We start from the raw sequence: 20413 nt of genomic DNA on the forward strand, positions 1-20413 counted from the left end.
CCCCTGGCCAACTCGCTTGGTGAGGGGCCGGCCTTTTCCCCTTTTCGCAGCCTGCCCGTCACCCACCTCATCAAGCAGGAAGACAACTAGAGTGCGACAAACCCTGAGCAGGGGGATGATCGCGGCGGCCGCCGCGACGACTGTCCTGTCCCTGTGCGGCAACCCCGCCTTCGCCGACTCCGGTGCGGAGGGGGCGGCCATCAACTCGCCGGGCGTGCTGTCCGGCAACACCATCCAGGTTCCGGTCCACATCCCGGTGAACATCTGCGGCAACACGGTCGACGTGGCCGCCGCGCTGAACCCGGCCTTCGGCAACGCCTGCGCCAACACCTCCGACGGGCGGTCCGAGCACAAGGGCTCCGCCGCCCACGGTGAGGAGCACGGCTCCGAGGACGAGGGCTCCGAGGAGGGGGCCCGCGGCTCCGCCGACCGGGGCGCGACCGCCGCCGGTGAGGACGACCGCAGCGGCGGCGCAACGGCCGAGGGCGCCGCCGTCGGGTCGCCCGGGGTCGCCTCCGGGAACACCGCTCAGGTACCGGTCGAGATCCCGGTGAACGTCTGCGGCAACACGGTCGACGTGATCGCCGCGCTGAACCCGGCCTTCGGCAACTCCTGCGAGAACGAATCCGGTTACGGCGAGGAGGAGTCCTCGTACGGCGAGGAGGAGCCGTCGTACGGCGAGGAGAAGCCGTCGTACGGGGAGAAGGAGAAGCCCTCGTACGGAGAGGAGAAGCCCTCGTACGGAGAGGAGAAGCCCTCGTACGGAGAGGAAGAGCCTCCCTCCTACGGCGAGGAGCCCCCGTCATACGGCGAGGAGGAGCCTCCCTCCTACGGTGAGGAGGAGCCGCCCTCGTACGGTGAGGAGCCTCCCTCGTACGGTGAGGAGGAGCCGCCTTCCTACGGTGAGGAGGAGCCCCCTTCGTACGGCGAGGAGCCCCCGTCCTACGGCGAGGAGGAGCCTCCCTCGTACGGTGAGGAGGAGCCGCCCTCCTACGGCGACGAGGAGACCCCGCCCTCGCACCACCCGCGTCCGCATCCGCACGGCAAGCCGCCCGCCATGGCGGAGACCGGTACCGAGGGCGCCCTGGGCGCCGCTGCCGCCGGTGCCGTGCTGCTGGCCGGCGGGATGATCCTGTTCCGGCGTGGCCGCGTGGCCGCCCGCCGCTGAACCCCGGGGCCGCGGCCCCATTCCCCCGTCGCCCCCGGCCGGTACCGCACCACCGGCCGGGGGCGACGCGTGCCCGGCCGCGGCGCGCCCGTCGGCCGCGGTACGGGCGCGGACCCCGGCGTACCGCCGGAGGCAGGACGGGGCTTCGGACGACGGGGTGCCGACGGACGCCGGGCGAGCAGAGGAGAGGAGCGGACATGGGGGATCGGGGAACGAGTGTGCCCCGCCGGCACCGGACCGGGGGCACCGGGGCCGGGTCCGGGGGCAGGCGCCTCACGTGGGCGGTGGCCGCGAGCGCGCTGGCGGCGGTGGCCGCCCTGATGGCGGGTTCCCTGACCGGCGCGGACGCACCGGCCGGGTCCCCTCGGCCTCCCTCCGGCGTGGCCCTCCCGTCGGACGCGTCCGGAGACCCGGTCCGGGGCGCGCCGGAGGAGGCGGCCGACCCGGCGGACGGAGGGGCGCCGCCCGCCGGGGCGTCGGCCGGGCCGCCGGGTCCGGACTTCGGCGCCTATCTGGACTACGGTTCCCGGGGCGTCGCGCGGATGGCCGGGCTGAGCCGGTGGCTGGGCGGTGCCGAGCCGAGGGTCGGCCGCACCTATCTGCCCGGCGACCGCTGGAGCAACATCGAGGGCGCCCCCGGCTTCCTCGACCTCTGGGCGGACTGGCGGACCGGCCGCGCCGACCGGACGCTCGTCCTCAACGTGCCCATGCTGGAGCGGAACGAGGAGGGCGTCGGCGACCGCGAGGTGCGGCGGCTGCTCCGCCGGGGCGCGGCCGGGGAGTTCGACCACCACTTCCGGGCGCTGGCCCGGCGGCTGGTCGCCCTGGAGGTCCCGGACACCGTGCTGGTGCTCGGCTGGGAGATGAACGGCATCACCTACACCCACCGCTGCGGCCCGGACCCGGAGGCGTGGAAGGCGTACTGGAGGCGGATCGTCACCGCCATGCGCGCCGTGCCCGGCCAGCGGTTCCGCTTCGACTTCACGCCGAGCCGCGGGCTGGACGCGGTGCCCTGGACCGCGTGCTACCCGGGCGACGCCGTCGTCGACGTCATCGGCATGGACGCCTACGACCAGCCGCGCGGCATGCCCTTCGCGGAGCAGGTGCGGGAGCCGTACGGCCTCCGGGCGCACGTGGACTTCGCGAAGGCGCACGGGAAGCCCGTCTCCTACCCGGAGTGGGGGCTGTTCCGCAACGGCGACAACGCGGAGTACATGCGGGGGATGCTCGCCTGGATGGACGAGCACCGGCCGCTCTACCAGACGCTCACCGACTACTGCCCGCACGGTGTCTGGCAGTGCGGCGACAACCCCCGGGCGAGCGCCGTCTACCGGGCCGCGCTCCGGGGCCGCGCCGACGTTCCGCGGACGTAGCCCGCGTGGCGGCGGGGCGGAGCCGGGCCCGGGCGGGGCATCGGCCGGGCCCACGTCGCCCGCACCGAGGGGTGGGCCGGGAGGCCGTCGCGGCCCGCGGGGAGGGGGAGCCCGAGGGACCGTCGCGGCCCGCGCCGCCCCGTCGCCGGGACCGCCCACCGGACGTCCCGGTCGGCCGGGATTCCCCGGTGCCGGGCCGGTTCCGGGGAGTCCCGGCGGACCGCGGGGTCCCGCCGTCCCGTCGGTCCGCCCGGGGAAGGAGCGCGCCGCTCGCTCTCCGCCCCCGGCCGCTCAGTCCCCGCCGCCTCCCGGCCGCTCAGTCCCCGCCGCAGGCGGGCTCCCCGGGGCGGAGCAGGCCCCGGACGGTCCGCCGGGCGGCGGCGCCGCCCAGGGCCGCCGCCAGCAGCGGTGCGGTGCGGCGCCGGGCGAGCAGCAGCCGCCGGTTGGCGACCGGGCGGGGGTGCCAGTGCCGCTTGTAGGGTTCGCTGCCCCGCAGCAGGCTCAGCACGGCGGGACGGGGGCCGGGACCCGTGCCGGGGTCCCCGGTGTCCGCCTCCGGGCCGGGGCCGGTGAGGGTCCCGGCGCAGGCGGACAGCAGCATCACCGCCACGTCGGCGCGCAGCTCGCGCAGCCGGGGGTGGGCGCCGTACAGGTAGCCCCCGGCCAGCCGGGGCGAGCACAGCGTCACGTCGACGGCGACCACCTCGTCGTCCAGCCGGAACTCGGTGACCACGGCGTCCCCGTCGGCCACCATCGGGCCGGCGGCGCGCGCCAGGTGCTCGTGGAACCGGGGGCGCAGATGCTCGCCGGTCACCCCGCGGTCCCGCCACTGCAGGCGGTGCAGCTCCAGCAGGCGGCGGACGGCCTCCCCGGTCTCCTCGGGGAGCACGGGGCGGCTCTTCACGCCGAGCGCGTCCAGCCTGCGCAACTGGGCGCGGGCCCGCTGCCGGGCCCTGGCGGCGGGGAGCCGGGCGATCAGCGCGTCCATCGGGACGGCGGGCAGTTCCAGGCAGAGCGAGTCGTCCCGCACGCGGCGGGGGCCGCGCCAGTGCTCGTGGAGGGCCTCGGCGGCGGCGCCGGGCCGCACCTCGCGCAGATCGACCAGCGCGGTGCGGGCCGCCCGGGACAGGGCCCCGGCGAGCGCGGCGGCGGCGGCCGGTCCGCGGCCGTCGTCCAGCAGGACGTCCCCGTGGTCGCAGAGGGCCCCGCCGAGCGGGACCAGGGCCGGGAGGGGGCGGTGGACGCGCATCAGCGGCGCGGCGGCGACGAGGTCGGGGCCGTCGCGGACCAGGAGCAGTCGCAGCCGTCCGGGGCGGCCGTACGACAGCCACCAGGAGTGCAGCCAGGCGTGGCTCTGGAACGGGGTGGCGGCGGCGCACCGCCGGTACAGGCGCCGCCAGTCGGGCGCCAGGGCGGCGAAGTCACCGGCGTCGGTGACGAGTTCGTGGGTGAGGGTCATGGCCGGGCGGTGGCGTCGGGGGCGGTCGCGGCGGCACGTCCGGCGGGTGCCGGGGCGGGTCCGGGCACGGCGGGTCCGGTGGCGGTTCCGGCGGCGGAGTGGCCGCCCGGCGGGGCCGGGGCGCGGCGGGGGCGGACCAGCAGGGCGAGCCCGGCGAGCAGGCCGCCCGCGCTCGCGCCGACCAGGGCGGTCAGGACGGGGGAGGCGGAGGACGGGGCGGCGGGCTTGGTGGCGCGGGCGAACGGGCGCAGCCGGACCCGGGTGTCGGCGGCCTCGGCCTCGGCGTGCTCGGTGAGGGCGAGGGAGACGGCGTCGGCCATGGCGACGGCCCGGGCGGGGCGGGTGGAGGTGGCGGCGACGGCGATCATCGGGGCGTCCGGGGAGGTGGAGGTCCGCACGGACCGCTCCAGCGTCGCCACCGGCACCCGGGCCCGCGCCTGCGCGTCCCCCAGCACGGCGAGCTGGGTGGCGATCCGGCCGTAGGCCTGGGCGAAGCCGAGGGCGGAGGCCGGGTCGGCGCCCTCGGCGGCGACGGCGACGACATAGCTGGTGGCCGTGTACTCGGGCGGTGTGGTCAGGCCGTGGGCGCCGCCGAGGAGACCCCCGGCGAGGATGCCCGCGGGGAGCAGGATCCAGCGGGGCGGCCTGCGCCGCCGCCGGGGTGCGGGCGGCGCGGGGACGGCGGCACGGTCGGGGGAGGCGGTGCGGTCGGGGGCGGCGGGCGCAGAGGGCACCGACCCGGCTCCGGGGCCGGCCGCGGCGGACTTGCCCCGGGGTGTCGCGGCCCCGCTCCGGGGCGCGGCGGTCCCGCTCCGGGGCGTGGCGGACTTGCCCCGGGGCGCGGCGGTCCTGCTCCGGGCCGGGGAGCCCGTGTCCCGTGCCGGGGGGTCCGTGTCCCGGGCCGGGACGGTTCCGGCTGCGGCTTCCTTCGCGGCCGGGGGCGGTGTCCCCTCTCCGGCCGGCGGCTCGGCCGTGCGCCCGGCCCGGGACCAGATCCTTCTCCTCTTCCCGGCCCCGGTTCCCTCGCGGGTCCCGGACTTCCCGGTGGCGTCGGCGGTGGCGGTGGGTCCGGTGGTGGTCATACGGGGCTGACTCCCTGGGGTGCCGGGCGCGCCGCGGGTGTCAGGGCGTGGGCGTACACGTCCGTCAGCCGGGCGGCGCTGCGGGTGATGCAGTAGTGGCGGGCGGCCTCGGGGGCCGTACGGGTGCGGGGTCCGGCGGCGCGGACCGCGGCGAGCGCGCGGGCGAACTCCGCGGCACCGCCGGTGACCCGGCGGGCGGCGGGCGCCGCGTCCGGCGGCAGGTCCTCGACGGCGGGGCAGGAGGAGTGGAGCACCGGCAGCCCGGAGGCCAGGCCCTCGACCACGGCCAGGCCGAACGCCTCCTCGGCGGACGGGGAGGCGAGCACGTCCATGGCGGCGGCCAGGGCCGGCAGGCCGGGGCCGGGCGAGCCGTCCGGGACGCCGGGGCGCACACCGGTGAACACGACCCGGTCGAGGACCCCCGCGCGGTGGGCGGCCCGGCGCAGCCGCTCCTCCTCGGGGCCGCCGCCGACGAGCAGCAGCCGCCAGTCCCCGGGCAGCAGCGCGAGGGCGTCGACGAGGACGCCGAACCGCTTCCCGGCCACCAGCCGTCCGACCCCGCCGACGACGAAGGCCCCGTCGGGCAGGCCCAGCCGGCGCCGGGTGCGCAGCCGCAGCGCCGGGTCGAAGCGGAAGCGGGCCAGGTCGACGCCGTTGGGGACGACCTCGATGCGGGCGCCGGGCACGCCCCAGCGGCGCAGCCGGGCGGCGACGGTGGGGGAGACGGCGACCGTGGTGCGGCCCAGCCGCTCCCCGGCCAGGTAGAGGGCGCGCACGCCCGGGGTGAGGGGGCGGCCCTCCATCAGGGAGTTGCCCAGGGAGTGCTCCGTGGCGACGACGGCGCGGACCCCGGCCAGCCGGGCGGCGATCCGGCCGTAGAGGCAGGCCCGGTAGAGGTGGGTGTGGACGAGGCCGTAGCCGCCGCGCCGGATCAGGCGGACGAGGCGGGGCAGCGCGGTCAGGTCGCGGTTGCCGGCCATGCCGAGGTGGGCGACCCGGACCCCGTCGGCCCGCAGCCCGGCGGCGACCGGCCCGGGTTCGGTGAGGGTGACGACGTCGCAGTCGACCGGCAGGTGCCGCAGCAGCAGCCGGAGCTGCTGTTCGGCGCCGCCGACGCCGAGGCCGGTGATGATGTGCAGGGCCCGCATCTCACACCCCCGCCGGAGGGCGTCGGCGCAGCCGGTGCAGCCGGGTCTTGAGCAGCAGCCGGACGGCGGTGTCGTGCTGGCCGACATGGGCACGGGGCAGGGCGTGCGGGCCGGTCAGCGGGCCGGGGTCGATGGCGCAGGCGTAGCGGTACCCGGCGGCGCGGACGGCGGCCACGGCCCGGCCGTCGACCGCGCCGTACGGGTAGCAGAACCCGGCGGCCGGAGCACCGGTCACCTCCGCGAGCAGTGCTCTGCTCCCGGCGGTCTCGGCCCGGAGCGCTGCGTCGTCCGCGGCGGTGAGGTCGACATGGGCCAGGCCGTGCGAGCCGATCTCGATGCCCTCGGCGGCGGCGCGCCGGACGCCGTCGGCGCTCAGCAGCGGTCTGCGCGGACCCAGTGGGTCCCAGGTGTTGACGCCGCCGAGTCGCCCCGGGAGCACGAACAGCGTGGCGCCGCAGCCCCAGCGCCGCAGCCGGGGCAGGGCGTGCTCGACGAAGTCGGCGTAGCCGTCGTCGAAGGTCAGCCCCACCAGGCCCCGGCCGCCGCCGCGCGCCCGCTCGGCCAGCAGCTCGGTCACGGACACCCCGCGCAGCCCGTGCCGCCGCAGCCAGCCGAGCTGCGCGTCCAGCCGCTCGGGGGTGACGGTGATCCGGTAGGGGTCGTCGGAACGGTCGCCCACGGAGTGGTACATCGCCACCCAGGGGACCGCGCCGGGGCGGGGGCGGGCGTCAGCGGACGCTGCGGTTGCGGCCATGCGGAAGCCTTTGCGTGACGGAGCGGACGAGGACGGGGACGGGGGCGAGGCCCCGCAGCCGCAGGAGGCGGCCGAGCAGCACCAGGACACCGGTGGCGGTCGCGGTGCCGACGGCGACCTGGAGGGCGGTGCCGGGGACCCGGTCGGCGGCCACCGCCCCGGCCAGCGCCGCCAGGCCCGCCGCCGGGACCGCCCGGCCCAGGTCGGCCAGGACGCGCCGGACCCGGAGCGGGACGCCGCGCGGCCCGGTCCCGGCGAGCAGCAGCGCGGCGGAGAGGGTGATCCCGGCGGCGTTGGCGGCGGCGATGCCGGTGACGCCCCAGGAGGGCGCGAGGGCGGCCCCGGTCCCGGCGGTGAGGACGATCCCGGCGGCCATCGCGCCCAGCGGGTACCAACTGGCGCGGCCCGCGGAGAAGTAGGAGCGGGCCAGCGCGCCCACCACCGTCTGGCCGAGCAGCCCGAGCGCGTACACCCGCATGACGCCCGCCGTGGCCGCGGTGTCGGCGGGGGTGAACGCCCCGCGCTGGAAGAGGAGCCGGGTGATCCCGGGGGCGCAGGCGACGACCGCGGCCGTGCCCAGCAGCACCAGGAACGCGGCCACCGCCACGTCCCGTTCCACCCGGTCGCGGGCGCCCGCGGTGTCGCCGTCGGCCAGGGCGCGGGCCACCACCGGGAAGGTGACCGTGCACAGCATCAGCGACAGGGTCATCGGGATCTGCGCCACCTTCTGGGCGTAGTTCAGGTGGGAGATGGCCCCGGACGGCAGTCCCGAGGCGAGGAACCGCTCGATGAGCACCTGCGACTGGCGGCACAGCGCGAAGAGGAGGACCGCGCCGAACAGGCCGGCGGCCGGCCGCCGCCGGGCGGCGGGGGTGCCCGGGGTGCCCGGGGTGCCCGGGACGGCCGGGACGTTCCGCGCGGGGTCGGGCTCCGTGTGCCGGGGGCCGGTGGCCCGGGCCCGGCCGTCCTCCGGTCCGGGGGCCCGGGACGCGGGTGCTGCCGGGGGCTCGGGGCGGCGCAGTTCCCGCAGCAGGGAGGGGAGTTGGACCGCCGCCATCAGACAGCCGCCCAGCGCCACCCCGGCCGCCGCCGAGCGCACCCCCCACCGGCCGCCCAGCAGGAGCATGGTGGTGATGACGCCGGTGTTGTGGGCGACGTAGATCGCCGCCGGGGCGAGGAAGCGGCGGTGGGCGCGCAGGGCCGCGCTGAAGTAGCCGGCCAGGCCGAAGCTCAGGACGCAGGTCGCGGTGAGCCGGGTGCAGTCCACGGCCAGCGCCCGGTCGGGCAGCCCCGGCGCCAGGACCCCGACCAGCCAGGGCGCGGCGGCGGCCAGCAGGGCGCCGACGGCGGAGAGGATGAGGGCCAGCCGGGGCAGGGTGGAGGCGGTCAGGGCGCGGACCGGGTCGCCGGCGCCGTCCCGGGCACGGCGGGCCAGGGCCAGGCTGAACATCGGGACCAGGGCGAAGGCCAGCCCGTCCTCGATGAGCAGCGTCGCCGCGAACTCCGGCACCGTCCAGGCCACCAGGAACGCGTCCGTCCCGCTGCCGGCCCCGAACAGCCGGGCGAGCGCCTGGTCCCGGGCCAGTCCCAGCACGGAGCCGGCCACCGACAGGGCCGCCGTCAGCAGCGCGGCCCGCGCCAGGAAGTCCCCGGAGGACCGGCCGGCGCGGCCGGCCGGGGCCGGGGCGTCGGTCGTCCCGGGCGGTGCGGCGGCAGGAGCGGGGGAGGGGGGGACCGTCACGCCGCCTCCCGGGGGCCCAGCGCCCAGTGGGCGGCCAGGCCGAGGCAGACGGCCGTCAGCACGGTCGAGGGACCGCCGATGTCGGCGTAGGCGAAGTCGGTGAGCTGCCAGACCAGCAGCCCGCAGGCGGTCAGCGCGCAGCCGTCCGCCCCGCGCGCCCCCTCGGCGCGCCGGGTCCCCCCGGCACGGGGCGCGCCGGTGACTCCGTCCGCCCTCAGGGCACTCGGCGCCGTCATGGCGCCGGGCACGTCCCCGGCACGGCGGGCACCGGTGGCGCCCGGCGCTCCCGTGGTGCGCGGCGTCCCCGTGGCGTCCGGCGTCCCGGTGGTGCGCGGCGTCCCCGTGGTGTCCGGCGTCCCCGTGGCGTCCGGCGCCCCGGTGATGCGTGGCGCTCCCGTGGTGCGCGAGGCCCCTGTGGCCCGGGCTTCCCCCGTGGCGCCGAGGGCCGTCACGGCCCCGGGCGGGGCGACGGCCCCGGGCGCTCCCGCCCGCCCGTGGGTTCCGGTGGCCCCGCGGGTCTCCACGGCAGCGGTCGCCGTCACGGGCCCGAGTGCTCCCAAGACCCCTTCGGTTCGTCTCGCCCCGGGTGTTCCCGTGCTCCCGGGCACCCCGGGTGACGTCCGGGCGCCGGGCACGTCTCCGGTGCCGCATGTTCCCCCGGCACGGGGCGCGCCCGTGACTCCTGGGCCCCTCGCGGCGCCGTGATCCGCGACGGCACCGCAGGTTGCCACGGCACTGGGCGACGCCCCGGCCCCGGGCGCTCCCACGGCTCCGCCGGCCCGCTCCGCACCGTGTGCCCCCGCGATCGCGGGCCGCCCCGCCGCACTCCGCGGCGCCGCGCCGTCGGGCGTCCCCGCAGCGCCGTGGCCCCCGGCCCCGGGGCGCGTTCCCGCCTCCCCGCCGTCCGACCCCGCCTCCGCGCGCGCCCCCGTCGCGTACAGCCGCCGCAGGCCGAGGGCGAGGAGGGCCAGCCAGCATCCGGCCAGGCCCGACAGGCCGATGAGCCCCTGCTCGGCCAGGACCAGCAGATACATGTTGTGCGGGGAGAGCAGCGGCTGCCGCACGTAGCCCGTCCCCGCACCGTCGGTCTCGCCGCCCGACGACAGGGCCAGCGAGGCGTGGGTGTCCCGGTGGTCGGGGAAGCCCTTGAGGCCCACCCCGGTCAGCGGGCTCTCCCGCCACATGTCCACCGCCGCCGCCCACATGGTGTACCGGTCGGTGACGGACCGGTCGGGCGCGTCGGCGACCCGGGTGATGCTGTCCAAGCGCTCCTGGAGCATCGCCGTGCCGACCCCGAGGCCGCCGACCAGCACCACGCCCGCCGCGACCGCCGCCGCCCCTACCGCCAGGGCCCGCCGCGCCCCGGTCAGCAGCACCTGCGCGGCACACGCCACCGCCGTCGCGATCCAGGCGCCCCGGCTGAAGGAGAGGGCCAGCGGCAGCAGCAGGACCAGCGCGCACCCGGCGGCGACGGCCCTGCGCCGCACGGGGGCGTGACCCAGCGCGAGGCCCACCGCGCAGACCAGGCCCAGGGAGACCACCGTCGCCATCCCCATCACGTCCTGCGACCCGAAGGTGCCCACGGCCCGGATCGGCGCGCCCCGGTAGAAGGCGCCGGTCCCGGTGGCGTACTGGTGCACGCCGATGGCCCCCTGCCAGAGCGCGAGCCCCACGAGGGACCAGGCCGTCAGCCGCGCGTCCCGGCGGTCGCGCACCAGCAGCAGCACGGCGGCCGGGACGAGGACGAAGACCTGGAGGTAGCGGCCGAACCCCGCCGGCCCGGCGCCCGCCGAGGCGCCCGCGGCGGCCAGCGCGAGCCCCGGCACCGGCAGCGCCAGCACCGCGACGGCCCGGCGGGACAGGGGACGCCGCCGCCCGCGAGCCAGCCGCACCGCGCAGTACAGCACCGCCAGCGCGGAGACCACGTCGGCCGGATGGGCGCCGCCGCCCGGCGCGACGGGCAGGGCGAGCAGCGCGACGACCGCCACCAAGGCCAGGACGGGCGGCGGGCGCCGGACCGCCGCGGCGGACCACCGGGGCACGGCGTGGCTCACGGCGGTCAGCTCCCCGAGGGGCGGACGAGCGCGGCGGCGGTGCGCAGCAGGATGCAGACGTCCAGCCACAGCGACCAGTCGTCGATGTAGGCGTTGTCGAAGCGGGCCCGGTCCTCGATGGAGGTGTCCCCGCGCAACCCGTTGACCTGGGCGAGGCCGGTGATCCCAGCCGGCACCCGGTGGCGGGCGGCGTAGCCGGGGTGGGTCCGGACGAACCGGGCGACGAAGTAGGGGCGTTCGGGGCGCGGGCCGACCAGGCTCATGTCGCCGCGCAGCACGTTCCAGAGCTGGAGCAGCTCGTCCAGCGAGGTGCGGCGCAGGAAGCGGCAGAACCACGGCATGCGCCGCTCGTCGGCCACGCTCCAGCGGGTGGCCGCCTCGTGGTCGTCGGCCGGGCGGTGGGTGCGGAACTTCAGCAGGGTGAAGGTCCGGCCGCCCTGGCCGACGCGTTCCTGGCGGAAGACCACCCCCGGGCCGCCGCTGACCCGCAGGGCCCCGGCGCAGACCAGCAGCAGCGGGGCGAGCAGGAGCAGCAGCGCCGCCGAGACGGCCACGTCCAGGACCCGCTTGCCGGTGCCGCCGGGCCGCCCGGTGCCGTCGCCCGCCCGGCGGCAGGCGAATCCGGCGAGCCGCTCCCGGCCCGGGGCGGCGGGGGCGTCGGCCTCGACCTCCCACACCGCGCAGCCCGACTCGGCCAGCATCCGCAGCAGGGCCGCCCGCCGGGCCGGGGCCGGCGGGCGCACCGCCAGCACCTCGCGGACGCCGTTCTGCACCACGGCCCGCCGCACCTCCTCGCGGGTGGTCAGCACCGGCAGGCCGGGTGCGCCGCGCGGCCCGTCGGCGACCACCCCGACCGGGCGCATCCCGCAGCGCGGATGGCGCAGCACGGCGGCGGCGACCCGCTGGGCGGCCTGGGCGGGGCCCACGACGAGGGCGGCGCGCGGCCGGCGCAGCAGCGCGGCGCGGTGCCGCCGGTGCGCGGCGCCCCGGGCGGCGCAGGCCGCCGCCGTGTGCAGCAGGAACCCGAGCAGCAGGGTGCGCGCGGACAGCGCGCTCGGCGGGGAGTACGCCGCCAGCAGCGCCGCCAGGGCCAGCCACAGCACCGCGATCCGCCCGCACAGCGCGGGCAGTTCGTCCAGGACGCCGGGCAGCCGCCGGGCGGGGCGGAGATGCAGCAGCAGCGCCCCGGCGGCCAGGAGGGCGACCAGCAGCGAGCGGTGCGGGGCGCCGTCGAGGACCAGCGCGCCGGGCAGGGCCGCGGCGCCGTCGGCGGCGAGCAGCGGCAGCACGGCCGCGGGGCGGGGCGCCGGGGGCCCGGCGGGCGGCCGGGATTCGTCCGCGCCGGGGCGCGGGGCCAGCACCGACACGGGCGACGGACCCAGGGTCCGCGGCTCACCGGCGGGGGTGGGGACGGTGCTTTCCGCGGTCACGGCTGGGGGCTCTCCCCGCACTCGGGGGACAGGGCGGCGGGCCGCGTCCCGCCCGGCGCGGCGGGGCGCGGCGGGCGGACGGCGGGGCCGGGAGGCGGGCGCCGGGGGCCGGGAGGCGCGGCGGCGGGCAGCAGCTCGCGGTAGAGGGAGGTCAGGGCGGCGGCGGTGCGCCGCACATCGTGCGCGGCGAGGACGTGGGCGCGGCCCCGGCGGCCCAGCGCGGCGCGCAGCCGGGCGTCCTGGAGCAGCGCGACGAGCGCGCCGGCCAGGGCGGCGGGGTCCTCCGGCGGCACCAGGCAGTGCGCGGCGAGCGCCCTCGGCAGGGCCTCCCGGGCGCCGTCGGTGTCGGTGACGACCACCGGCCGCCCGCAGGCCAGCGCCTCCAGCGGAGCCAGCGCCATGCCCTCCCAGCGCGAGGGCAGCACGACCAGGTCGGCGGCCCGGTACCAGTCGGCGGGGTCGCGGACGGCGCCGGCGAACCGCACCGTCGCCGGGGCGCGCGCGGCGAGCGCGGCCCGGTCGGGACCGTCGCCGACCAGCACCAGCCGGGCCCCGGGCAGCCGTGCCGCCACCGCCTCCCAGGCGCGGAGCAGCACGTCCTGCCCCTTCTGCCGGCACAGCCGTCCCACGCACACCACCAGCGGCCCGGCGGCCCCGTCCCCGGCCGGGCCGCCCGCCGGAGTACCGGCGCCGGCCGGGGAGCCCGTACCGGTCCCGCTCCCGGGCGCGGCCGGGCGGAAGAGGAGGGTGTCCACCCCGTTGGGGAGCACCGCCCACCGTCCGGGCACGCCCGCCCGCTCGCCCCGCCGCCGCTCCGCCTCGCTCACGCACACCGTCCGCGCAGCCCAGCGCGCCGCGTACCGCTCCCAGCGCAGCGCCAGCCCCAGCGCCGCCGCCGTCCCGCCCACCGCCTCGAACGACCAGGCGTGCGGCTGGAACACCGTCGGCACCCGTCCGCGCACGGCGAGCCGGGCGGCGAGACCGGCCTTGGCGCTGTGCGCGTGCAGCAGATCGGGCCGCACCTGTCCGACGAGCCGGGCCAGCCGGGCCGTCTCCGCCCCGAGCGCGGGGCCCGGCGTCCGGGAGGCGGACCAGTGCCGTACGTCCGCGCCGAGCGCCCGCAGCCGGTCGGCGAGCGGACCGTCCGGACAGGCGACCACGACGTCCAGCCCGTCGAACAGTTGACGGCACGTCATGTCGCCGACGACGCGGGCGACTCCGCCGTCCACCGGCTGGGTGATGTGCAGGACCCTCGGCCGGGACCCGGTCGGTGGCGGATGCATGCGCGTCTCCTCGCTCGCGGGGGTGCTGGGGGCCGACGGAGCGCGTCTCATCGCGCGGTTCCGGCCGCGCCGCGGCGTACGCCGGCGGGCGGAACCGGTGAACTGTGCATGACCGGCGTGCCCTTTCGGAGCTTCGGACAGTGCCTCGGCCGGAGTCCCGCGGAGGGCGCGGGGTGCCTCGGACGCTGGGACTCTAACCGCAATCAGTACTAAAACGGTGAAATCGGGTATCCGTGTTGGAACGGTGAAGGGCGGCCCCCGGGGAGATCACCCCTTTGGCGGCACAACCCCCGGGAGCGCGGGGCGTTGACACTGCGCCGGGCATCCCCGCCCGGATGTCTGACGAGCAACCCCCAAGGAGCACCTCTCCATGTCGCGTATCGCGAAGGGCCTGGCCCTGACCTCCGTCGCCGCCGCCGCGGTGGCGGGCACCGCCGGTGTCGCCGCTGCCGACAGTGGCGCGCAGGCCGTCGCCGCCCACTCCCCGGGCGTCCTGTCCGGCAACGTGCTGCAGATCCCGGTCCACGTCCCGGTCAACGTCTGCGGCAACACCATCGACATCATCGGCCTGCTGAACCCCGCGTTCGGCAACGGGTGCGTGAACGACTGACGCCGGTTCCGGCACCCGGGCCGGCCGTCCGCCGCGCGGTTCCCGCGCGGGCGGGCGGCCGGTTCCGTCCTCCCCGGCACGCTTCCGGCCGGTTCCGCCCTCCCCGGGGCGCGGGACCGGCCGGGAGTGTGCCGGGGATCTCATATGTCTTGCGCCGGGCGTGGTTTCCCCGCCCCCTCCGCGCTCGTTGGGCACGGCGCCAGCACGTCCACCGGCGACCCCCGTCGCCGACGAAAGGAACACGATGAAGTCCCTGAAGGCTGCCGCTGTCGTTGCCGGGTCCCTGGCCCTCGCGGGCGCCGCCGCGCCCGCGTTCGCCCAGAACACCGCCGACCTCACGCCCACCAGCCTCAACGGCGCGGTCAACTCCCTCACCAAGGGCCCCATCGACGTGATGCCGCTCAAGCACCAGTCGGACGCGCTCGACACCGAGAACAAGGACTCCGTGCTGCACACCGTGAACGGCGCGACCCGGAAGCTCAACACCGGCACCGGCCTGCTCGGCGGCCTCCCGCTCGGCGGCTGACCCGCCCCGTCCCGCACTCCCGAAAGGAGCCGCGCCCGCCATGAAGCGGACCACCAGAGGCGCCCTCGCCGCCGCCGTCGCCGGTCTGGCCGCCGCCCTCGGCGCCACCGCCACCGCCACCCCCGCCGCGGCCGCCGCGGCGGTCCCGGTGCCGGTGCCGCTCGGCGGCGCCGAGACCGCCCTCGGCACGGAACTGCCCGAGATCGCGGGCGAACTGCCCGTGCCCACGGCCGGCGCCCCCGAGGGCCCCCGGTACACCGAGGGCCGCCTGCTGCCCGACCGGACCCTGCCCCAACTGCCGGTGACCGGGGGGCTGCCCGGCCTCGACGTCCGCCAGCCCCTGCCGCACCTGCTCGGCGAGGGCTTCGACCACGCCGCCCTCGACGCCCCCGCCGCCGGGCTGCGCACCCTGACGCCCGGCCTGGCCCTGGACACCCCGCTGCGCGCCCCCGCGGCCGACGGCGGGCTCCCGTCCCTCGGCCTCCCCCGCGCGGGTGTACTCGCGCCCGTCGTCGAAACGGTCCCCTCGGCCGGTCTCGGAGTCGGACCGGGCCTGTAGGAGGCCGTCGCCCGTTCCCGGCGCGGCGGCCGGACGTCCGGCCGGCCGGTGCTCCGTGTGGCCCTGCGGGGAGTGACCGCAGGGCCCGTCGCCCGGTTACCGCTACCGAGCGCGGACCAGCGCACCGAACGAGAACGAGGAGCGAGCCATGGCCAACACCACCGGCACAGCGGCGGACCCGGCGGACGGCACCGGCCGGGAACCGGACGGCCCGGCGAGAGGCGGACCCTTCCGCGGCACCAGGCGGGAGATGATGCGGGGACTGCTCGCCCCCGCCCTCGCCCTGTCCGTGGCCCCGCTGATCGCGGCCTCCGCCCCCGCCGGTGCCGCCCGCCCCGCGCCCCCGCTGCCGGGTGCCGAACCGCCGTCCGGCGGACGCACCGCCACCCGGCCCCTGACCGGCGCCGTGTTCGACGAGACCTACCGGGGCCACCGCATCCGCGGCGTCCGCACCGCCGTCGACCGCTCGGCCGAGGGCGACACCTGGCACGTCACCGTGGACGGCCGCCCCCTGCACCTGATGCGCCGGGCCGACGGCACCTGGCTCAGCATGATCGACCACTACCAGTCGTACCCGACCCCGCTCGACGCCGCCCGCGCCGCCGTCGACGAGATGGGGCCGGGCGCCCGGCTGAACGAGGAGCCGTCCGACGGCGGCCGCACCCACCTGGGGGGACACCGTGGCGTACACGCGTAAGGACGTCAGCACGCTCACCCGGACCGAGAAGCGCCGCTTCGTCGACGCGCTCCTCGCGCTCAAACGGAGCGGCGAGTACGACGAGTTCGTCCGGCTGCACATCGACTACTACGTCTCCGACGGCGAGAAGAAGCTGCGCACCGCCCACATGGCGCCGTCCTTCCTGCCCTGGCACCGCCGCTTCCTGCTGGACCTGGAGAACGCGCTGCGCCGCGTCGACTCCTCGGTGACCGTGCCCTACTGGGACTGGACCAAGGACCGCTCCACCACCGGCGCGCCCTGGACGGACGACCTCCTCGGCGGCACCGGCCGGCGCTCCGACCACCGGGTCACCACCGGGCCGTTCGCGCACGCCACGGGCAACTGGCCGATCAGGGTCAACGTGGTGAGCACCTCCTTCCTCACCCGGAACCTCGGCCGCCCCGCCGACCCGCTCGCCCTGCCGACGAGGAGCGACGTCACCTGGGCCCTCGACGACCCGGTCTACGACACCTCGCCCTGGGACTCCACCGTCCGCACCGGCTTCCGCAACAAGCTGGAGGGCTGGGGCAGCGGCAGCGGCAGCGTCTCCTGGCGCAACCACAACCGCGTCCACCGCTGGGTCGGCGGCGCCATGGTGGGCGGCGCCTCCGTCAACGACCCGGTGTTCTGGCTGCACCACGCCTTCGTGGACCTCCAGTGGACCCGCTGGCAGGCACGGCACAGCAGCCACCGCTACCTGCCCGCCGCACAGCCCGCCCAGGGCAGCGCCCAGCGCGGCCGGATCGTCGCCCGGCACGAGAAGCTGCCGCCGTGGAACGTGACCCCGGACCAGCTGGACGACGTCGGCGGCATCTACCGGTACGCCTGAGCCGCCCCGCCCGGCCCCCGGTGTCCGGCGGCGGGCCGGACCCGCGGCGAGGGGCCCCGGCGTCATCGTCGTGACGCCGGGGCCCCTCGGTGTGCCCGGAGCGGATTCAGCCGCCGTAGCCGCCGTGGCCACCGCTGTTGACGCAGGTGTTGCCGAAGGCCGGGTTCAGCACACCGATCACGTCGATGGTGTTGCCGCACAGGTTGACCGGGATGTTCACCGGGACCTGGACGACGTTGCCCGACAGCACACCGGGCGAGCCGACGGCCGCGCCCTCCGCGCCCGCGTCCGCCATGGCCAGGCCGGTGCCGCTGAGCACCACGGCACCGGCGCCCAGGGCGACACCGGCAGCCTTCGCGATGCGAGACATCACGTTCTCCTTCTGACTCGGGGGAGCGCGGCGGCAGGACGTGCCACCGCACTGCCGGGTTCAACGCGGGGGAGCGGGCGGGGTCACGGGAGGGAATGCGTGGATCACCCTTTTTGGGCGCGGGGGCGGCCGGGGACCGCGCGCCGGTCCGCGCGCCCGGCACCGGGCCGGACCGTGCCCCGGACCGCGCGCGGACCGGCGGGGGCGGTCAGGCGTCCCCGGCCGGGCGGGTCAGCCGGACGGGGATCTCCTGCCAGCCGTAGGCGATGAACGACGGCACCTGCCGCAGCCCGTCCGGCCCGTACGCGGGCGCGATGTCCGGGAAGCGGTCGAAGAGCGCGGGCAGCGCCGCCATCGCCTCCATCCGGGCCAGCGGCGCGCCGATGCAGCGGTGCACCCCGATCCCGAACGACAGGTGGTCCTCCGCGCCCCGCGCGGCGTCGAACTCCGCCGCGTCCGGGCCGTAGCGCGCCGGGTCGCTGCCCGCGGCGGCGTACGTGGTCAGGATCGCGTCGCCCGCCGGGATGGTGACGCCCGCCACGGTGATGTCGGTGACGGCGTAGCGCAGCGGCAGGTTCGCGATGGACGGACGGGACCGCAGCGTCTCCTCGATCACCTGCTCCCAGGAGATCTCGCCCGCCCGCACGGCGGCGAGCTGTCCGGGCCGCTCCAGCAGGGCGACGACGCCGTTGCCGATGAGGTTGACGGTGGTCTCGAACCCGGCGCCGATGACCAGCAGCAGCGTGTAGAGGAGTTCCTCGTCGCTGAGCCGGCCGCCGTCCTCGTCGCGGACCCGGAGCAGCTCGGTGGTCATGTCGTCGCCGGGGTGCCCGGCCTTGTGGGCGATCAGGGCGCCGAGGACGGCGGCCGTCTGCTCCTGGACGAGGGCGCCGTGCTCGGGGCTCGGGTCCGAGGTGTCCATCAGCGCGGCGATCAGCCGCCCGGTGGCGTCGACGAGATGGTCCGGCACCCCGAACAGGTCGCAGATCATCCGCATCGGCAGCGGATGGGCGAGGGCGGCCCGCAGGTCCACCACCGAGCCGTCCGCCCCGGCGGTCCCCAGTGCGCCCAGCAGCTCCTCCGCGATGGCCTCGACCCGGCCCCGCATGGCCTCGGTGCGCCGGGCGGTGAAGCTGGGGGCGACCAGCCGGCGCAGCCGGGTGTGGTCGCCCCCGTAGGCGCTGAGCATGTTGACGACGCCCACCCAGCCGAGGATCCACACCCACTCCGGGTTCTCCGGGACGCGCGGGAACAGCGACCAGTGCCGGCGCGGGTCCTTGCTCACCCGGGGGTCGAGGATCAGCTCCTTCAGCACGTCGTGCCCGGTGGGGGCCCAGGCGGGGATGCCGCCCGGCAGCTCCACGGGCACCACCGGGCCCAGGGAGCGCAGCCTCGCGCTCTCGGCAACGATGTCGGAGCCGAACGGATCGATGACGACGCGGGTGGGGTCGGACACGGTCATGCACGATCTCCTGCCTGGTCGGGAACACGGGCGGTGAAGCGGACGGGCAGTGCCGTCAGGGAGCGGTGGAAGGGGCCTGGACGCCACTGGAGGCGCTCGCGGGCGACGGTGGGCCGCAGGTCCGGGAGCCACTGGGTGAGGCGCTCGACCGCCTCCGTGGCGATCAGCAGGGCGGGCTGCTTGACCGGGCAGGAGTGGGGACCGGCGCCCCAGGACAGGTGCGAGGCGTCGTGCGGGTGGTGCGTGCCCGCGTGGTCCCGCTCCGAGAAGTGCCCCATCGCGCCGAAGGAGATGATGATCGGCACCGCCGCCTGGAGCCACATCCCGTGGAAGCTCATCGACCGCCGGGCGAAGTGCACCCCGTAGTTGGAGAGCGGCGTCTCGTAGCGCAGCACCTCCATGACCGCGTCCATGACCGGCCGCGCGCCCGAGGTGAGCGTCGAGTAGTAGGCGGGGTTGCCGAGGATGCGGGAGAGGGCGTTGGAGATCAGGTTGGCGGTGGGCTCGTGGCCCGCGCCCAGGGTGAGGAACACCTGCCAGGTGACCTCCTCCGGGGTGAGCCGCAGCGGGTGGTCCAGCAGCCGGCTCGGCAGGTCGTCGCCGCGCCGCGCGGACTTGACCGCGATCAGCTCCATGACGTACTTGCCGTACTCGGCCTCGCCCGCGGCGGACTCCTCGCCGCCCTCCATCATCAGGCCCAGGGCCGCCTCCAGGCGGCCGGACTCGCTGTCCGGCAGGCCGAAGAGGTTGTTGAGGACCAGCGTCATCAGCGGGCGCGCGAACTGGCGGACGAGGTCGGCCTCGCCGTCCGGCCCGAAGCGGGAGACCAGGATGTCCACCGAGCGGTGCACCCGCTCCCGCAGGTCGTGCGGCTCGACGAGGTCGAAGGCGTCCAGCAGGGTCTGCCGGTAGCGGATGTGCTCCCCGCCGTCCGCGAACAGGCAGTTGGGCCGCCAGCGCATCATGGACAGGAGCTGGGAGTCCTCCGGGACGGTCCGCTCCCAGGGGCGGGGGTCCACGGAGAAGGACCCGGTGTCGTGCAGCAGGTCCAGCGCGGCCCGCCGGTCGGTGACCACGTACGCCGACTGCCCGGGGGCCAGCTCGGCCCAGCCGATGGGCCCCTGGGCGCGCAGGGCGGCGTAGTAGGCGTGGGGGTCGAGGGCGAAGCCGTCCTCCCACAGGCGCACCGGCGTGCCCTGGGCGAAGGCGTCGGAACGGGCTGGGTGGGTGGTCACCGTACCTCCGCGGACATGCGGTCGATGAGATGCTGGACGAGGGAGATCAGCGCGTCGAGGGACGAGTTGGTGTCCCGGGCGTCGCAGACCACGAGCGGGGTGTCCGGCTCCAGGTCGAGGGAGCGGCGGAGCTGCTCCTCCGTGTAGCGGGGGGAGTCGGGGAAGGTGTTGAGCGCGACGGCGTAGGGCACCCCGCTCTCCTCGACGAGGCCGAGGACGTCGAAGGACTCGTCGATGCGCCGGGTGTCGACGAGGACCAGCGCGCCGAGTGCCCCGTAGGCGATGTCGTCCCACAGCGGGCGGAACCGTTCCTGCCCGGGGGTGCCGAACAGGTAGAGGACGACCGAGTCGCCCAGCGACGCCCGGCCGAAGTCGATGGCGACGGTGGTCGTGGTCTTGTCCCGGACGCCGGCCAGGTCGTCGACGGCCACGGACGCCTGGGTCAGGTGCTCCTCGGTGTGCAGGGGGCGGATCTCGGACACCGCGTCGATCAGGGTGGTCTTGCCCACCCCGAACGGCCCGGTGACCAGGATCTTCACCAGCTCCCGCGCGGTCTCCGGGAGATGCAGCTCCGATGCGGTCGGGGGCGGGGCGGACGCGCTGTACATCCGG

At 77.4% G+C, this 20413-nt stretch carries 18 protein-coding genes and 1 pseudogene; 7 read left to right on the top strand and 12 right to left on the bottom strand.

Going from position 1 to position 20413, the window contains the following annotated elements; all coding sequences use genetic code 11:
* The first annotated feature begins 91 nt into the window (after positions 1-91).
* Positions 92-1168 (top strand): chaplin family protein, encoded by a 1077-nt coding sequence (locus GTY84_RS10420; RefSeq protein WP_345943387.1) that lies wholly within the window; start codon positions 92-94, stop codon positions 1166-1168.
* A gap of 320 nt (positions 1169-1488) precedes the next feature.
* The gene (locus tag GTY84_RS10425) at positions 1489-2541 is read left to right on the top strand and encodes a glycosyl hydrolase (protein ID WP_161225975.1); all 1053 of its coding nucleotides are present in this window, start codon (positions 1489-1491) and stop codon (positions 2539-2541) included.
* A 316-nt stretch (positions 2542-2857) separates the two neighbouring features.
* On the opposite strand, the gene GTY84_RS10430 is transcribed toward GTY84_RS10425, so the two are convergent.
* The 8 genes and pseudogenes from GTY84_RS10430 to GTY84_RS10465 form a co-directional block, all read right to left on the bottom strand.
* The gene (locus tag GTY84_RS10430) at positions 2858-4000 is read right to left on the bottom strand and encodes a GNAT family N-acetyltransferase (RefSeq protein ID WP_161225868.1); all 1143 of its coding nucleotides are present in this window, start codon (positions 3998-4000) and stop codon (positions 2858-2860) included.
* A complete protein-coding gene (locus tag GTY84_RS10435) occupies positions 3997-4632 on the bottom strand; it encodes a lipopolysaccharide biosynthesis protein (protein ID WP_345943397.1) in 636 nt (211 codons plus the stop codon). Before GTY84_RS10435 ends, GTY84_RS10430 begins: the two co-directional genes overlap by 4 nt.
* 446 nt (positions 4633-5078) lie before the next feature.
* Positions 5079-6230 carry a glycosyltransferase gene (locus tag GTY84_RS10440; RefSeq protein WP_161225869.1) on the bottom strand — a complete coding sequence of 384 codons (1152 nt, stop codon included), beginning with the start codon at positions 6228-6230 and terminating at the stop codon, positions 5079-5081.
* Position 6231: 1 nt separating this feature from the next.
* Entirely contained in the window at positions 6232-6984 is a 753-nt protein-coding gene (locus GTY84_RS10445; protein WP_202550284.1) for a polysaccharide deacetylase family protein, read from the bottom strand.
* Positions 6959-8626 (bottom strand): lipid II flippase MurJ, encoded by a 1668-nt coding sequence (locus GTY84_RS10450; RefSeq protein ID WP_202550495.1) that lies wholly within the window; start codon positions 8624-8626, stop codon positions 6959-6961. Before GTY84_RS10450 ends, GTY84_RS10445 begins: the two co-directional genes overlap by 26 nt.
* Before the next feature lie 1037 nt (positions 8627-9663).
* A pseudogene (locus GTY84_RS10455) lies at positions 9664-10779 on the bottom strand (O-antigen ligase family protein); the annotation flags it as partial.
* A 5-nt stretch (positions 10780-10784) separates the two neighbouring features.
* On the bottom strand, positions 10785-12209 hold the full coding sequence (locus GTY84_RS10460; protein ID WP_161225871.1) for an exopolysaccharide biosynthesis polyprenyl glycosylphosphotransferase: 1425 nt from the start codon (positions 12207-12209) through the stop codon (positions 10785-10787).
* Positions 12206-13492 carry a glycosyltransferase gene (locus GTY84_RS10465; protein WP_161225872.1) on the bottom strand — a complete coding sequence of 429 codons (1287 nt, stop codon included), beginning with the start codon at positions 13490-13492 and terminating at the stop codon, positions 12206-12208. Before GTY84_RS10465 ends, GTY84_RS10460 begins: the two co-directional genes overlap by 4 nt.
* Before the next feature lie 370 nt (positions 13493-13862).
* On the opposite strand from GTY84_RS10465, the gene chpG reads away from it, so the two are divergent.
* The 5 genes from chpG (at position 13863) to GTY84_RS10490 (ending at position 16734) form a co-directional block, all read left to right on the top strand.
* Positions 13863-14102 (top strand): chaplin ChpG, encoded by a 240-nt coding sequence (chpG, locus tag GTY84_RS10470; RefSeq protein WP_161225873.1) that lies wholly within the window; start codon positions 13863-13865, stop codon positions 14100-14102.
* A gap of 244 nt (positions 14103-14346) precedes the next feature.
* Complete coding sequence (locus GTY84_RS10475) at positions 14347-14628, top strand: hypothetical protein (RefSeq protein WP_161225874.1); 282 nt, start codon at positions 14347-14349, stop codon at positions 14626-14628.
* Positions 14629-14668: 40 nt separating this feature from the next.
* Positions 14669-15187, top strand: a complete 519-nt coding sequence (locus tag GTY84_RS10480; RefSeq protein ID WP_161225875.1) for a hypothetical protein — start codon at positions 14669-14671, stop codon at positions 15185-15187.
* A 148-nt stretch (positions 15188-15335) separates the two neighbouring features.
* The gene (locus GTY84_RS10485) at positions 15336-15884 is read left to right on the top strand and encodes a tyrosinase family oxidase copper chaperone (protein WP_161225876.1); all 549 of its coding nucleotides are present in this window, start codon (positions 15336-15338) and stop codon (positions 15882-15884) included.
* Positions 15868-16734: a tyrosinase family protein gene (locus GTY84_RS10490; protein WP_161225877.1), complete on the top strand. Its 867-nt coding sequence runs from the start codon at positions 15868-15870 to the stop codon at positions 16732-16734. The genes GTY84_RS10485 and GTY84_RS10490 overlap by 17 nt, the downstream gene beginning before the upstream one ends.
* 106 nt (positions 16735-16840) lie before the next feature.
* Here the strand turns inward: GTY84_RS10490 and GTY84_RS10495 are convergent, their stop codons facing one another.
* The 4 genes from GTY84_RS10495 to GTY84_RS10510 all read right to left on the bottom strand — a co-directional run bounded on the left by GTY84_RS10495 (position 16841) and on the right by GTY84_RS10510 (position 20409).
* Positions 16841-17104 (bottom strand): chaplin, encoded by a 264-nt coding sequence (locus GTY84_RS10495; protein WP_161225878.1) that lies wholly within the window; start codon positions 17102-17104, stop codon positions 16841-16843.
* Between the two features lie 208 nt (positions 17105-17312).
* Entirely contained in the window at positions 17313-18566 is a 1254-nt protein-coding gene (locus GTY84_RS10500; RefSeq protein ID WP_161225879.1) for a cytochrome P450, read from the bottom strand.
* A complete protein-coding gene (locus tag GTY84_RS10505; protein ID WP_161225880.1) occupies positions 18563-19801 on the bottom strand; it encodes a cytochrome P450 in 1239 nt (412 codons plus the stop codon). Before GTY84_RS10505 ends, GTY84_RS10500 begins: the two co-directional genes overlap by 4 nt.
* Positions 19798-20409 (bottom strand): ATP/GTP-binding protein, encoded by a 612-nt coding sequence (locus GTY84_RS10510; protein WP_237532163.1) that lies wholly within the window; start codon positions 20407-20409, stop codon positions 19798-19800. The genes GTY84_RS10505 and GTY84_RS10510 overlap by 4 nt, the downstream gene beginning before the upstream one ends.
* Between the last annotated feature and the right edge of the window lie 4 nt (positions 20410-20413).

The organism is Streptomyces sp. SID8352, from assembly GCF_009862265.1.
Taxonomy (GTDB): domain Bacteria; phylum Actinomycetota; class Actinomycetes; order Streptomycetales; family Streptomycetaceae; genus Streptomyces.